Raw genomic sequence first — 14,630 nt, forward strand, 5'->3', positions numbered from 1 at the left:
GACCGAACGCGCCGGAGCACTCCCTGTAATTGCCTGGCCTGAATTCGACGGTGTGGCCGAGAGTGCGGATGTGAGGTGATCGGGGCCCCGGGGGTCGCAGGTCAGCGGCCCAGCTGGCGCAGTACCGCGCGCGGGCGGTTGGTGATGATGGCATCGACGCCCAGCTCGACGCAGAGATCGACGTCCTCGGGCTCGTTCACGGTCCATACGTGAACTTGATGCCCGGCCCGCTTCAGACGCTCGATGTACGCCGGGTGATTGCGCACGATCCTCATCGAGGGGCCCGCGATCCTGACACCGGCGGGCAGCCGACCGTCGCGCAACCGGGGCGAGACGAACTGCAGCAGATAGACCGTCGGCAGCATCGGGGACGCCGCGCGGATGCGGTGCAGCGAGCGCGCCGAGAAGCTCATGACACGTACGGGCGATTCGGCGGCCGAGGACGGGGCGTCGAGGCCGAAGCGCTTCAGGAGGACCAGCAGGCGCTCCTCGACCTGGCCCGCCCAGCGCGTGGGGTGCTTCGTCTCGATGGCGAGCTCCACGGGGCGACCGGCGTCGGCGACGAGTTCGAGCAGACGCTCCAGTGTGAGGACGGACTGCTGCTCCCAGGACGGTGGGCGCTGCTGCTCCCAGTCGGGTGCCTCGTCGCGGTTCTTCCAGGAGCCGAAGTCCAGAGCGGCGAGGTCGGAGAGTTCCAGGGCGGAGACGGCGCCGCGGCCGTTGGAGACGCGGTTGACACGGCGGTCGTGGACGCAGACGAGATGTCCGTCCGCGGTCAGCCGTACATCGCACTCCAGGGCGTCCGCCCCGTCCTCGATCGCCTTCTCGTACGCGGCCAGGGTGTGCTCGGGGGCCTCTTCGGAGGCCCCGCGGTGGGCGACGACCTGGGTCAGGTGCTGTCGTGCGTGGGTCACCGCGTCATGGTGCCATCGCAAGTGGGTAGGCGTGGTGGCGGTGGCACAGGCATGCGATGTTTTTGTCAGACCTGTCCGATATAAAGGAAGATCCCGGAGTCACAGGCACCGCTTATGGTGCCCTGACGCCCCGTGGGAAATGCTGACGGCGTACAAAAGCACACGCATAGCCGAATCGCGCCGGTTCCTGAACACGCGTGAGTGGCGTGTCGATCACACGCGAGTGAATGTGACCGGGTGCGACCTGAATGAACAGCCGTGGATCGAGAGGAAGAGCTGTGAGCACCGAGAACGAGGGCACTGAGGTTCCCCCGGCCCCGTCTGCACCTCCCGTGCCGGTGGACGCTCCCGCTGCTTCCGCGCCTCCGGAGCAAGCGGTTTCGCAGGGAGCGGGCCCCACGGGTCCTCATCAGGGCACGGCTCCCTCCCAGGGGTCGGCCTCCTCCCAGGAGACCGCCGCTTCCCAAGGAGGCGCACCGACGGCCACGTTGCCCCCGGTGCCCTCGGGGGCACCAGCAGGGGCTGGGCCCGCTCCCGAAGCGGGCACCTGGCCGCCTCCTCCTCCGCCGGCCACGCCCTCGTACGCGAGCGGTGGTGGCTCGGGGGACGCCTGGGGCTCCTCGTACCAGCAGCCCGCGCCCAAGTCCGGCGGCGGGCGCGGCGGCCTGGTCGCCGCGGTCCTGGTGGCCGCGCTGGTCGCGGGTGGTGTGGGCGGCGGCATCGGCTACTGGGCGGCCGACCGGAACGACAGCTCGACGGGCTCCACGACGGTTTCCGCCTCCGAGAGCGGCGGCGACCTCAAGCGCGACTCGGGCGCGGTGGCGAGCGTGGTCGCGAAGGCGCTGCCGAGCACGGTCACCATAGAGGCCGAGGGCAGCAACGGCGAGGGCGGTACGGGTACCGGCTTCGTCTTCGACACGCAGGGCCACATCCTCACCAACAACCACGTGGTGGCGGAGGCGGTCGACAGCGGCAAGCTCACGGCCACCTTCTCGAACGGCAAGAAGTACGACGCCGAGGTGGTCGGCCACGCCCAGGGCTACGACGTCGCGGTCATCAAGCTCAAGGACGCGCCGAACAACCTCCAGCCGTTGCCCCTCGGCAACTCGGACAAGATCGCCGTCGGCGACTCGACGATCGCGATCGGCGCGCCCTTCGGCCTCTCGAACACGGTGACCACGGGCATCATCAGCGCCAAGAACCGCCCGGTGGCCTCCAGCGACGGCAGCTCCAGCAGCAAGGCCTCGTACATGAGCGCCCTGCAGACCGACGCCTCGATAAACCCGGGCAACTCCGGCGGCCCGCTCCTGGACGCGAACGGCTCGGTCATCGGCATCAACTCCGCCATCCAGTCGACGAGCGGTGGCGGCCTCGGCGGCACGAGCCAGTCCGGTTCCATCGGCCTGGGCTTCGCGATCCCGATCAACCAGGCGAAGAACGTCGCCCAGCAGCTCATCAAGACCGGCGAGCCCGTCTACCCGGTGATCGGTGCCTCGGTCTCCCTGGGGGAGGGCACGGGCGGAGCGAAGATCACCGAGGAGGGCGCGAGCGGCTCCGACGCGGTCACTCCGAACGGCCCCGCCGACAAGGCCGGTCTCAAGCCCGGCGACGTCATCACCAAGCTCGACGATCGCGTGATCGACAGCGGCCCCACCCTGATCGGCGAGATCTGGACCCACCAGCCCGGCGACACCGTCGAGCTCACCTACACCCGCGACGGCAAGCAGCACACGACCGACGTCACCCTGGGCCAGCGCGAGGGCGACAGCTGACCTGCGCGCGCGGGTGACCCGTTAGTCTTGTTCCGCGCCGTGGATCACGTGCGGCGCGGGGAGGTGTGCCCGAGCGGCCGAAGGGAACGGTCTTGAAAACCGTCGTCGCAGCGATGTGACCGTGGGTTCAAATCCCACCACCTCCGCAGTTGAATGGCCCCTGACCAGGTAAATCGGTCAGGGGCCTTTCTCGTGTGCGCTATCCGTCAACCACCGTGGTTCCCCGCCGGTTCCCGGTCGATCGGGCACGGCAGGGGCGCGGGCACCTTCTGATCCGTAGCTCGATAGAGAATGGTCGGTCATGGTCATACCGGCCGAAGTTGAGCCCATAGCGACCATTGCTGAACGGGGCGGTTGCTGTGGTTGCTGTACTTCGCTGCTGCACGCAGTCACCCGCATGGAATCTGTGCAGCCTGAGCTGAGCTGAGCTGGCCGTCGCCTGCGCTCAACTGCGGCCGATGCCTGGGTCATTGAGGAATGGACCCGCCCCGACGATTGACACCGAGAAGTCCGAACCTACGGCCAAGCGCTTAGAAGGCGTGGCTGAGCATGCTTGCTCTGCTCTATACCTCGCACAGCGCAGCAACCACGGTGTGGGCCTTCGTGGGAGCCATTCTCATCGTGCTGGCGGTGGGTTGGTACATCCGGATGGATCTCACCTGAGGCGCGATCCAGATTTTTCGGAGTTCGGCGGTCTGCGGATGTCGAGAACGTGCCACCGGCTCCGTCCCAGGGACATAAGCGGCCACCACCGGCCGCACGAGGAAGAAGGAGAAACCCGCATGGCGATTCAGCGGATGGACAACGTCGGCATCGTCGTCGAGGACATGGATGCCGCCATCGCGTTCTTCGTGGAACTCGGTATGGAGCTGGAGGACAGGGCGGAGGTCGAGGGCCTCGTCGCCGACCAGTGCACCGGACTCGACGGCGTCCGCTGTGACATCGCGATGGTCCGGACCCCAGACGGTCACAGCCGGCTCGAGCTGTCGAAGTACCGCAGCCCCGCGGCGATCAGCGCCGGGCCGCGCAACCGGCCGCACAACATTCTGGGCACGCACCGCGTCATGTTCGCCGTCGACGACATCGAGGACACCGTTGCCCGCCTGCGCCCTCACGGCGCCGAACTCGTCGGCGAGATCGCCCGGTTCGAGGACAGCTATCTGCTCTGCTACCTCCGCGGCCCGGAGAGCATCATCGTCGGACTGGCCGAGCAACTGCGCTGAGAAGGTAACTTCGCAATTCTTGTCATATTTGGGCGTATTGATCGCGAGAGTACTGGCCCAAAATCGCCTACGACCCTCAGCTGTGATCGCGGTTGGCTCCGCGGCTTTGGGCGGGAGCTGCCATGGGACGAGTGATCATGGCCAATTGAGACGTCATCTCAATTGGTGAGTGGCCGTGTAGATAGTCGCTGGCAGACGTGCTGCGGTGGCGGTTGAATGCCTTGGTGAGCGACTACTGGACGCCCGCCCATCACGCGGTTGAGCACGAGGATGCGGCGACCCTGGCCCGGTTGCTGGCTGACGGTGCCGATCCCAATGAGGTCTTCAGCAACATGACGCTGCTGACGCACGCGATCGACGTCGAGGGCGATGGCTCGCTCCAGAGCGGCCAGCCGTTGGCCGTGCATACCACTGCTGTGCTGCTGGCCTTCGGGGCCGACCCGGAGCTCGCAGATCCAGACGGTGACACCCCCATGGACGTGGCCGATCGGTACGGCCACGACCTGGCGGTGAAGCTGCTGCGGGCCCACATCAGCGGGCGAGGCGCCAGTAACACATGAGCGTGCGGTCTCAACTGCCTGGACCGTGCCGCGTCATGCGGGACGCCGACGTGATGGTCGAGCGGGCCTCGCGTTCGGTGAGGCCCGTGCGGACGGCGGCGTCGACGAGTGCCTCCGTCAGTTCCGGGCCGAGGCCGTTCTCGTATGCGCGACAGGCTGCCCAGAACAGGCGGGTGTTGCGCTGGCCCTCGTGGGCGGAGCGGACGAACTGGACGAGGCCCTGGCCGTGCTGGCCTGTCGAGGCGGGGGCGGGTTGAGAGGTGCGGGGCGGCGGCAGGAGGATGCGCAGGAGAGAGGGCGGGCAGGGGGCGGGAGCCAGGTGGGCGGTGCCCGGAGCCGTGCTGTAGGCGCCGTGTTCGGTGCGTGAGCCGGGGCCGACGAGGTAGCCGCCGGCGCCGCGGATGTCGATGCCGGGGGCGAGGCGGCCCGCGGAGTTGGGGACGACGACGTCGGGCGGGCCGCTCAGCCAGAGGTGGCGGCCGCCGCTGGGGGTCAGCACGACGACCGTCTCGGGGATCGTGAACAGGTGGCGCAGGGCCAGTTCCCGGAGAGCCGCCGACGAGTCCGTACCCGATTTGGTGTCGAGGTCGATGCCGATGAGGTGGTGCGGGTCCAGTCCGCACGCGATGCCGTAGCCGGTGGCCCAGGGGGCGGCGGCGAAGAGCTCGCGGATGCGTCGCGGGTCGGTCGAGGCGTCGTACACCCCGTGCCCGAAACGGCCGCACTCGCCGTGGCAGGGCGGGGCCGTCGGGTCGTCGCGGTGCGGTGAGCGCAGCGCCGGGAGCTTGGTGCGGGACAGAGGGATGACGGCCAGTCCGCGTTCGGCGGCTGACAGGGCGTGTGCGAGGGCCAGCGTCGTGGCCTGCCGGTCGATGGTGGCCATGACCCCATGTTCGTACGAGTGTTCGAAAAAGGGAAGAGGGTCGGGCTGAGGGAGGACGTCCTGGAGGGGTGGAAACCGGTCCGGGGAGATTGGCCGAAAATGTGCCGGAACGCTTCATCCCTTGCGGCGTATGGGATTGGGGTGCCCGCACCACCCTGAACTGCGGTTTCGGAGGCGCGAAGGGGGTTTATCGACATGTCCTCACGCTTGCGAGCGAATAGTGGCTTCCGGGGTGGTTCGCCGGGGATTCGGTGGGCAACTCTGGTCTCGCGACGTCGTGACGCACACCGAGGCGGTCGGCCAACTGCCCGGGAACAAGCCGTACTCAGCCGGTCCTGGCCGGTACGTACTTCCGCTTCTGGAGGAATAGACATGGCAAGCATCCGTACAGCCCGCGTCCTCGCCGCCGTGGCAGCCCTGCCTCTCGCGGCCGCCCTCTTCTCAGGTGTTGCGACGGCCGACAACGGCGCTTTCGCGGACAACGGATCGAACGCGGCCGTGGCGACCGTCGGCAACAGCGGCGTCGGCGGCGACAACTACGGCACCTCGTCCACGACCCAGCAGCAGGCCGTCGGCTCCGGTGCCTCGAACCAGAGCAACACGGCCCAGGTGAACGGTTCCGAGTTCACGGCCATCGACCAGTCGAACAAGAACACCGCCGTCAACTTCACCGAGCTCTGGTGAGCCGGCGGCTGCCGGGGACTGGAGACCCCCGGCGGTCGTACGCCTCCCTAGTGGGGTGCTTTGTGGGGTGGTAACACGTCTGCGCGGCGGTACTTCGGTGCCGCCGCGCAGACGTTTCCGCGTATGTGCCGCGTATGTGCCGTGCGCGGGCCGTGCGTGGGCCCGGGAGGGCGCCCGCAGCTCCGTGGGCGAGGTCTGTGACCTTGACAGTCGACCGTATCTGACGGACAGTCAGAAACCCTTGTTCGTACGAGGTCCGGGAGGGCCGTCGTCGTGCATCTCGCCCCCACCGAGCGCCAGCGACGACTGCGCGCCGAACTCCGCACGTACTTCCGGGACCTGATGCCGGACGGGCCGCCGCTCACGGACTCGGGCGACCCAGGGGGCTCTGAGGCCTCGGGCCGACAGCGTGAGCTGCTGCGCCGGATCGGTGCCGACGGGTGGCTGGGGCTTGGCTGGCCCGTTGCGTACGAGGGCCAGGGACGCGGCGCCGACGAGCAGTTCGTCTTCTTCGACGAGGCATACCGGGCTGGCGCGCCGGTCTCCATGGTCACGCTGAACACGGTCGGGCCGACGCTCATGAAGTACGGGACCGAGGAGCAGAAGGACTTCTTCCTGCCGCGGATCCTGCGCGGGGAACTCGTGTTCGCGATCGGGTACAGCGAGCCGTCGGCGGGGACGGATCTGGCGTCGCTGCGGACTCGGGCCGTACGAGTGGGGGCTGAGCAGGGGCGTGGGAAGGGGGGCGGTGAGTGGCTCGTCGACGGGCAGAAGGTCTTCACCTCCAACGCCCAGCACGCCGACTGGATCTGGCTCGCCTGCCGTACGGACCCCGACGCGCCCAAACACCAGGGCATCTCGATCCTGCTCGTGCCCACCGACACCCCCGGGTTCTCGTGGACGCCGATCGAGACGGTGGGCGGGCTGACCACGACGGCCACGTACTACGACGGCATCCGGGTCCCGGCGGCCAACCTCGTCGGCGAGGAGAACGGCGGCTGGGGGCTCATCACCAACCAGCTCAACCACGAGCGGGTCGCGCTCGCGGCGATCGGTATGCAGGCCGAGGATTTCTACGCGGCCGCGCTGGCCGCGGCCCGCACCCCCGATCCGGTGACAGGGCGGCGCAGAGTTGACGAGCCATGGGTGCGATCGCGGCTGGCCGAAGTGCATGCCCGGTTGGCGGCAACACGCCTGCTCAACTGGCGTTTGGTGGGTGACGTGGGGGCCGGCCGGCTGGCGCCCGGCGATGCGAGCGGCGTGAAAGTCGTGGGAACCGAATCGGCCGTCGCGGTGTACCGAATGTGTCAGGAAGTCGTCGGATCGGACGCGCTGGTCCGCTCCGGTTCGCCGGGTGTGTTCGGGGACGGCGAGCTGGAGCGGATGAACAGAGCGGCGCAGATCAACACGTTCGGGGGCGGGGTGAGCGAGGTGCAGCGGGAGATCGTGGCGACGATGCGGCTCGGGATGACCAGGGGGCGGCGGTGAGCGAGAGGGCCGCCTCGAGCGGAGAGGGGGCGGCGGCCTTGGGCGAGGGCGGTCACGAGGACAAGCACGATGACGAGCACGAGTACGAGGACGTGTATGCGCGGGCGAAGGCGTACGAGGGGCGGGCGGCCGCCGTCGAAGGCGTGGGCAAGGACCTGGTCAACGAGCCGATGATCCGGCACTGGTGCGAGGCGATGGGGGATACGAATCCGGCGTATGTGGGTGCCGACGCCATAGCGCCGCCCACCATGCTCCAGGCGTGGACGATGGGAGGTCTGTCCGGGCACGGCGGGCGTTCGAAGGTGCACGACGAACTGCTCGGGCTGCTCGACGCCGCGGGATACACCTCGGTGGTCGCCACCGACTGCGAGCAGGAGTATCTTCGACCGCTCCGGCCCGGGGACAAGATCACCTTCGACTCGCTGATCGAGTCGGTCTCCGAGCGCAAGACGACCAAGCTGGGGACGGGGTATTTCGTCACGACGCGGATGGAGGTACGGGCGGGGGGCGAGCCGGCGGGGACGCATCGGTTCCGGATCCTCAAGTACATGCCTGCGGTTCGGAGAGGAGGCGGGACGGGGGGAGCGGCGGCTTCGGGGGCTGTGGCGGCGGGCTCGACAGCGGGGGTGGCAGACTCGGCGGAAGCGGCGGCAGGCACGGGGAAAGCCGGCGCGGCAGGTTTCCAGGCAGAGGGCTCGGCGGCAGCTGCGGCAGGCTCGAAGGCGGCAGCAGCGACAGTGGCCGTGGCTCCGGTGGCTCCGGTGGCTTCGAAGGCCTCGGTGGCACCGGCGGCCGGAGCGGACGCGACGGCTGCCCCGCCCCGGAGACCTCGCCCTGTCGTCAATCGCGACAACGCCGGCTTCTGGGAGGGCGTGTCCCGGCACCGGCTGCTCATACAGCGCTGCGACGGGTGCAAGACGCTGCGTTTCCCCTGGCTGCCGGGGTGCAACGCGTGCGGTTGCCTGGAGTGGGACACGGTCGAGGCGGGCGGCGAGGGAACCGTCTACTCGTACGTGGTGATGCATCACCCGCCCTTCCCGGCCTTTGATCCTCCGTACGCGGTGGGGCTGATCGAACTCGCCGAGGGGGTGCGGATGATCAGCAATGTGGTGGGGGTGCCGCACGACCGGGTGCGGATCGGGATGCCGGTACGGCTGGAGTTCGAGCGGGTGGACGAGGAGTTGGAGCTGCCGGTCTTCCGGGCTGTCGAGGGGAGTGGGGGCTGACATGGACTTCACGCCCACGGAGGAGCAGGCGGCGGCCCGCGATCTGGCCGCGCGGATCTTCGGCGACCTGTCCACGCACGAGCGGCTGACCGCCGCTGGTACCGGCAGTGACGCCGAGCTGTGGAAGGCGTTGTGCGAGGCCGGGCTCCTGGCCGCCGTCGAGGACATAGGGCTTCTCGGGCTGGTGCTCCTGTTGGAGGAGCAGGGGCGGACGACGGCCCAGGTGCCGTTCGCGGCGAGTTGTGTGTACGGGCTGCTGGCGGTGTCGGCCCACGGTTCGGCCGAGCAGCGAAAGCGGCTGCTGCCGGGGATCGGGGACGGGACGGTGGTGGTGACCGGCGCCCTGCCCACGGCGGCCGTACGGGCGGGCGGAGCTGGGGAGTTGAGCGGTGTCGTCCCCGTGGTGCCGTGGCTCCGCGACGCCACGCATGTCCTCGTCGCGGACGACGAGCGCCGGCTGTGGCTGGTACGGACCGTCGACGCGCGGTGCGAACCCGTCGAGCTGATGGCGCCCTGGTCGGCGGGACGGCTGACCTTGGACGCCGCGTCGGGCGAGCGGCTCGGCGGCCCGGAAGCGGACGTAGGGGACGTAGGGGAGGCAGAGGCATACGACGACGTGTTGGCCACCGCCCGCACTGCTTTCGCGGGGCTGCAGGCCGGAGTGTGCGCGGGTTCGGTGGCTCGGGCGGTGGCGCACACCAACACCCGCGAGCAGTTCGGGCGGCCGCTCGCGGCCAAGCAAGGAGTCCAACTCCGGGCGGCCGACGCGTACATGGACACGGAGGCGATACGGGTCACGGCGTACGAAGCGGCGTGGCGACGGGACGAGGGGCTGGACTACGCCACACACGCGCTGACCGCAGCCTGGTGGGCGTCGGAGGCGGGGCACCGCGTCGTCCACGCCGGCCAGCATCTGCACGGCGGCACGGGAGCCGACCTCGACCATCCCGTGCACCGCCACTTTCTGTGGGGGCGGCAGCTGGACGCGTATCTGGGGTGCGGGAGCGAAGTGCTCCAGGAGCTGGGGGAGTTGATCGTGCGCGGAGAGGGGGACGCATGAACACGGGGGTCGGGCCGGTGCGCGCCGGGGACGCGCTGCCGCCGCTGGAGATCGAGATCACCCGCACGCTCATCGTGGCCGGGGCGATCGCCTCGCGCGACTACCAGGACGTGCACCACGACGCGGAGCTGGCGCGGCAGAAGGGTTCGCCGGACATCTTCATGAACATCCTGACGACCAACGGGCTGGTCGGGCGCTACATCACGGACCACTTCGGGCCCGGGGCCGTGCTCCGCAGGGTGGCGATCAGACTGGGGGCCCCCAACTACCCCGGCGACACGATGGTGTTGACCGGCACGGTGGAGGACGTCCAGGGCGACACGGCGACAGTGAAAGTCGTCGGGGCCAACGGGATCGGCAGGCATGTCACGGGGACGGTGACGGTCACTGTCCCGGGAGCGGGAGCCGGTGCTGAGGGCACCGCGGTCCAGGGAGCGGAGAGCCGGCCATGAGCGTACGGACGAGGGACATCCTCGGCGGGCGGGCGGCGATCGTCGGGATCGGGGCCACCGAGTTCTCCAAGGACTCGGGGCGCAGTGAGCTGCGGCTGGCGGTCGAGGCGGTGCGGGCCGCACTCGACGACGCGGGGCTCACGCCGGGTGATGTGGACGGCATGGTGACGTTCACGATGGACACCAGCCCGGAGATCACCGTCGCGCAAGCGGCCGGCATGGGCGAGCTGTCCTTTTTCTCGCGGATCCACTACGGCGGCGGGGCGGCCTGCGCGACCGTCCAGCAGGCCGCGCTCGCGGTGGCCACGGGGGTGGCCGAAGTGGTGGTGTGCTACCGGGCGTTCAATGAGCGGTCGGGACGGAGATTCGGTTCCGGGGTACAGCGGCGGGAGCCGTCGGCCGAGGGAGCCGCGCTCGGCTGGTCGCTGCCTTTCGGACTGCTCACGCCCGCGTCCTGGGTGGCGATGGCGGCCCAGCGGTATCTGCACACGTACGGGCTGACGCCCGAGGCGTTCGGGCAGGTCGCGGTCGTCGACCGGAAGTACGCGGCGACCAACCCGGCGGCGTACTTCCACGGCAAACCGATCACACTCGCCGACCATGCCACCTCGCGCTGGATCGTCGAGCCGTTGCGGCTGCTGGACTGCTGTCAGGAGACCGACGGCGGTCAGGCCCTGGTCGTCACCTCGGTGGAGCGGGCGCGCGACCTGCCGCAGCCGCCCGCCGTGATCACCGCGGCAGCCCAGGGCGCGGGACGGGCGCAGGAGCAGATGACCAGCTTCTACCGGGACGATCTGACAGGGCTGCCGGAGATGGGCGTGGTGGCGCGGCAGTTGTGGCGCACGTCCGGGCTGACGCCGGCCGGGATCGACGTCGGGATTCTGTACGACCACTTCACGCCGTTCGTGCTGACGCAGCTGGAGGAGTTCGGGTTCTGCAAGCCGGGCGAGGCCGCGGACTTCGTCGCCGAGGAGCGGCTGCCGTTGAACACGCACGGCGGGCAGCTCGGCGAGGCCTACCTGCACGGGATGAACGGGGTGGCGGAGGGAGTCAGACAGCTCCGCGGTACGTCCGTGAACCAGATAGCCGGCGCCCGCCGGGTGCTGGTGACCGCGGGGACGGGGGTTCCCACATCGGGGCTGATCCTGGGATCGGACGATCGGGGCTGATTCCAGGGTGGGACGGATGCATGCGGTGCGTGGGCGTTCGCCCTGTGGAGAGCGTGCGTGGGCGTGGTGCGGGATCTGCCGTCGGTGATGTGGTTCGCGCGGTGGGGAGTGTGGGCCGGGTTGTACGGAGAGCCCGTGCGCCTGTACGGGGAGCCCGTGTTGCGGCGGTCCCCGGGGGGCGCCGGTGCGGCGCATCCACTCGTACGCGGGGAATGTATGCCAGCGGCACGGTGACCGTACGCTGGTGATCGACCACAACCTGGTGGACGCGCCCGTCGCGCGCATCGGCTGAGGTGAGAGGGGCGTGCCGCCTCGGGGCGCCCTACCGGCGGGCAGGCGGGTACTGCACAGCCGGCGCACAGCCGTACTCCCCTGGACTGCCCGTGGAGCGCGGCCGTACTACTCCTGCACCACTCCGGGGCCCGGGCTACTCCCAGGGGAGCCGTCTCTCAGGGGTGAACCCTCAGAGGGCCGGGGCCTCGCGTCCACCTTCAGTAGGTGGGGCCAGCCCCCCTCCTACAACCTGAGGCGGACACGGCTTCGGGACCTGCGGCCGATCCGCTGGAGTAGGGGTCGCTCCTAGCGTGGAGCCATGACCACACCCGTCTGCACCAGCGCTTCGAATGCGGCGACGCGGACCCTTGCGTACCCGTCGTTCTCCTCGTACGTGAAGGCTCGCCAACCGGTGCTGCTGCGTACCGCGCGTTCGCTGACCGCGAATCCGAGCGACGCGGAGGATCTGCTGCAGACCGCGCTGACGAAGACGTACGTCGCATGGGAGCGGATCGAGGACCACCGGGCGCTCGACGGTTATGTGCGGCGGGCGCTGCTGAACACGCGGACGTCGCAGTGGCGGAAGCGGAAGGTCGACGAGTTCGCGTGCGACGAGCTGCCGGAGCCGGAGGCTCCGCCGGCGGGGGATCCGGCCGAGCAGCAGGCGCTGCATGACGCGATGTGGCGCGCGATCTTGAAGCTGCCCGCGCGGCAGCGGGCGATGGTCGTGCTGCGGTACTACGAGGACCTGAGCGAAGCGCAGACAGCGGAGGTGCTGGGCGTGTCGATCGGTACGGTCAAGTCGGCCGTGTCGCGAGCGCTGGGAAAGCTGCGTGAGGACCCCGAGCTCGGCCCGGTGCGCTGATCGGTCCAGCGCGTGATCGGCCCAGTGCGCTGAACGGCGCGGTGCCGTTGCCTTGGTCCGGCTCCGCTGCCGGGGCTCCGCCCCGGCCCCCCCGGCCCCCCCGTTCGACCCGAACGGCCTCGTCCTCAACCGCCCGTCGGGCTGACAGAGCCCACCTCAGGCGCACCCAACACAGAGCTCATCCCGGGGCAAGCAATCCTGTCGTGACGTGATCGATCATCCTGGACTAGTGACATACCGCGCGGTATGTGAGCAGAATCAGCCCAACCCTTACTACCGCGTAGGCAATGTCGCCCCCGGGAGGACGCCGTGCTGAGCACGATGCAGGACGTACCGCTGCTGATCTCGAGGATCCTGACCCACGGGTCGACGATCCACGGTTCATCTCAGGTGATCACCTGGACCGGTGAGGGCGAGCCGCAACGGCGCTCGTTCGCCGAGATCGGGGTGCGGGCGGCCCGGCTGGCGCACGCGCTGCGCGATGACCTCGGCGTCCGGGACGACGACCGGGTCGCCACGCTGATGTGGAACAACGCCGAACACGTCGAGGCGTACTACGCGATCCCCGCCATGGGCGCGATCCTGCACACACTCAACCTCCGGCTGCCTCCGGAGCAGCTCGTCTGGATCGTCAACCACGCTGCCGACCGCGTGATCGTGGCCAACTGTTCGCTGCTCCCGCTGCTCGCGCCGCTGCTGCCGCACCTCAAGTCGGTCGAGCACGTGGTCGTCTCCGGCCCCGGCGACCGTTCGCTGCTGGACGGGACGACGGTCCAGGTGCACGAGTACGAGGACCTGATCGCGGGCAAGCCGGACAGCTACGACTGGCCGGAACTGGACGAACGCCAGGCCGCGGCCATGTGCTACACCTCCGGCACGACCGGCGACCCCAAGGGAGTCATCTACTCCCACCGCTCCATCTACCTGCACTCCATGCAGGTCAACATGGCCCAGTCCATGGGTCTCACCGACCAGGACACGTCCCTCGTCGTGGTCCCGCAGTTCCATGTGAACGCCTGGGGCCTGCCGCACGCGATGTTCATGACCGGCGTGAATGTGCTGATGCCGGACCGGTTCCTCCAGCCCGCTCCGCTCGCCGAGATGATCGAGAGCGAGCGCCCGACGCACGCGGCCGCCGTCCCCACGATCTGGCAGGGCCTGCTCGCGGAGCTCAACGCCAAGCCCCGGGACGTGAGTTCGCTGACCCAGGTCACCATCGGCGGCTCCGCCTGTCCGCCCGCCCTCATGAAGGCCTTCGACGAGTTGGGAATGCGCGTCTGCCACGCCTGGGGCATGACGGAGACCTCGCCGCTCGGCACGATCGCGCGGCCGCCGGCCCATGTGATCGGTACGGACGAGGAGTTCGCGTACCGCCTCACGCAGGGACGCTTCCCGGCGAGCGTCGAAGCCCGGCTGACCGGCCCGGGCGGCGAGCGGCTGCCGTGGGACGGCGAGTCGGCGGGTGAGCTGGAGGTGCGTGGTCCGTGGATCGCGGGCGCGTACTACGGCGGTCAGGGCGCCGAGGTCCTGCGCCCCGCCGACAAGTTCAGCGAGGACGGCTGGCTCAAGACCGGCGACGTCGGCACGATCAGCCCGGACGGCTTCCTGACCCTCACCGACCGGGCCAAGGACGTCATCAAGTCCGGCGGCGAGTGGATCTCCTCGGTCGAGCTGGAGAACGCCCTCATGTCCCATCCGGACGTCGCGGAGGCCGCCGTCGTCGCCGTCCCGGACGACAAGTGGGGCGAGCGCCCGCTCGCCACCGTCGTGTTGAAGGAAGGCTCCAGCGCCGACTTCGAGACCCTGCGTGCCTTCCTCGCCGACGAAGGCAAGATCGCCAAATGGCAGCTCCCCGAGCGCTGGACGATCATCGAGTCCGTACCGAAGACAAGCGTCGGCAAGTTCGACAAGAAGGTGCTGCGCAGGCAGTACGCGGCGGGCGAGCTGGACGTCACGCAGATCTGAGGGTTGCTGAACCGCCTGTTTTCCGAGGCGTTTTAGGCCAGTACGTGGGTTGGGGCGCTGTTTCACGTGAAACAGCGCCCCAACCCACGTATGCGA

Annotated in this window: 13 protein-coding genes and 1 tRNA gene; 12 read left to right on the forward strand and 2 right to left on the reverse strand. The window is 69.4% G+C overall.

All coding sequences use genetic code 11. The features are described 5' to 3' along the window. Positions 1-101: 101 nt before the first annotated feature. Entirely contained in the window at positions 102-914 is an 813-nt protein-coding gene (locus GAS53_RS19200; RefSeq protein WP_151478863.1) for a glycerophosphodiester phosphodiesterase, read from the reverse strand. A gap of 278 nt (positions 915-1,192) precedes the next feature. On the opposite strand from GAS53_RS19200, the gene GAS53_RS19210 reads away from it, so the two are divergent. The 4 genes from GAS53_RS19210 (at position 1,193) to GAS53_RS19225 (ending at position 4,469) form a co-directional block, all read left to right on the forward strand. Next, positions 1,193-2,686: a S1C family serine protease gene (locus GAS53_RS19210; RefSeq protein WP_151478864.1), complete on the forward strand. Its 1,494-nt coding sequence runs from the start codon at positions 1,193-1,195 to the stop codon at positions 2,684-2,686. Positions 2,687-2,745: 59 nt separating this feature from the next. Next, positions 2,746-2,832 (forward strand) — tRNA-Ser (locus tag GAS53_RS19215). Positions 2,833-3,468: 636 nt separating this feature from the next. Then, positions 3,469-3,909 (forward strand): VOC family protein, encoded by a 441-nt coding sequence (locus GAS53_RS19220; RefSeq protein WP_151478865.1) that lies wholly within the window; start codon positions 3,469-3,471, stop codon positions 3,907-3,909. 224 nt (positions 3,910-4,133) lie between these two features. Further along, the gene (locus GAS53_RS19225) at positions 4,134-4,469 is read left to right on the forward strand and encodes an ankyrin repeat domain-containing protein (RefSeq protein ID WP_151478866.1); all 336 of its coding nucleotides are present in this window, start codon (positions 4,134-4,136) and stop codon (positions 4,467-4,469) included. Between the two features lie 10 nt (positions 4,470-4,479). Here the strand turns inward: GAS53_RS19225 and GAS53_RS19230 are convergent, their stop codons facing one another. Then, a complete protein-coding gene (locus GAS53_RS19230) occupies positions 4,480-5,352 on the reverse strand; it encodes a bifunctional DNA primase/polymerase (RefSeq protein ID WP_151478867.1) in 873 nt (290 codons plus the stop codon). A 372-nt stretch (positions 5,353-5,724) separates the two neighbouring features. Between GAS53_RS19230 and GAS53_RS19235 the strand changes: the two genes are divergently transcribed. From GAS53_RS19235 to GAS53_RS19270, 8 genes are all read left to right on the forward strand, one after another. Beyond that, complete coding sequence (locus GAS53_RS19235) at positions 5,725-6,036, forward strand: hypothetical protein (RefSeq protein WP_151478868.1); 312 nt, start codon at positions 5,725-5,727, stop codon at positions 6,034-6,036. A gap of 273 nt (positions 6,037-6,309) precedes the next feature. Beyond that, positions 6,310-7,524: an acyl-CoA dehydrogenase family protein gene (locus tag GAS53_RS19240; protein WP_151478869.1), complete on the forward strand. Its 1,215-nt coding sequence runs from the start codon at positions 6,310-6,312 to the stop codon at positions 7,522-7,524. A gap of 92 nt (positions 7,525-7,616) precedes the next feature. After that, the gene (locus tag GAS53_RS19245; RefSeq protein WP_404829255.1) at positions 7,617-8,750 is read left to right on the forward strand and encodes a bifunctional MaoC family dehydratase N-terminal/OB-fold nucleic acid binding domain-containing protein; all 1,134 of its coding nucleotides are present in this window, start codon (positions 7,617-7,619) and stop codon (positions 8,748-8,750) included. Between the two features lies 1 nt (position 8,751). Further along, a complete protein-coding gene (locus GAS53_RS19250) occupies positions 8,752-9,810 on the forward strand; it encodes an acyl-CoA dehydrogenase family protein (RefSeq protein ID WP_151478870.1) in 1,059 nt (352 codons plus the stop codon). Between the two features lie 17 nt (positions 9,811-9,827). Further along, on the forward strand, positions 9,828-10,262 hold the full coding sequence (locus GAS53_RS19255; protein WP_192583181.1) for a MaoC family dehydratase: 435 nt from the start codon (positions 9,828-9,830) through the stop codon (positions 10,260-10,262). Next, on the forward strand, positions 10,259-11,431 hold the full coding sequence (locus GAS53_RS19260; RefSeq protein ID WP_151478872.1) for a lipid-transfer protein: 1,173 nt from the start codon (positions 10,259-10,261) through the stop codon (positions 11,429-11,431). The genes GAS53_RS19255 and GAS53_RS19260 overlap by 4 nt, the downstream gene beginning before the upstream one ends. 592 nt (positions 11,432-12,023) lie before the next feature. Then, the gene (locus GAS53_RS19265; RefSeq protein WP_151478873.1) at positions 12,024-12,569 is read left to right on the forward strand and encodes a SigE family RNA polymerase sigma factor; all 546 of its coding nucleotides are present in this window, start codon (positions 12,024-12,026) and stop codon (positions 12,567-12,569) included. 321 nt (positions 12,570-12,890) lie between these two features. Beyond that, positions 12,891-14,534: a long-chain fatty acid--CoA ligase gene (locus GAS53_RS19270; protein ID WP_151478987.1), complete on the forward strand. Its 1,644-nt coding sequence runs from the start codon at positions 12,891-12,893 to the stop codon at positions 14,532-14,534. Positions 14,535-14,630 lie beyond the last annotated feature (96 nt).

The organism is Streptomyces albicerus (genome assembly GCF_008905045.1).
GTDB classification, from domain to species: domain Bacteria; phylum Actinomycetota; class Actinomycetes; order Streptomycetales; family Streptomycetaceae; genus Streptomyces; species Streptomyces albicerus.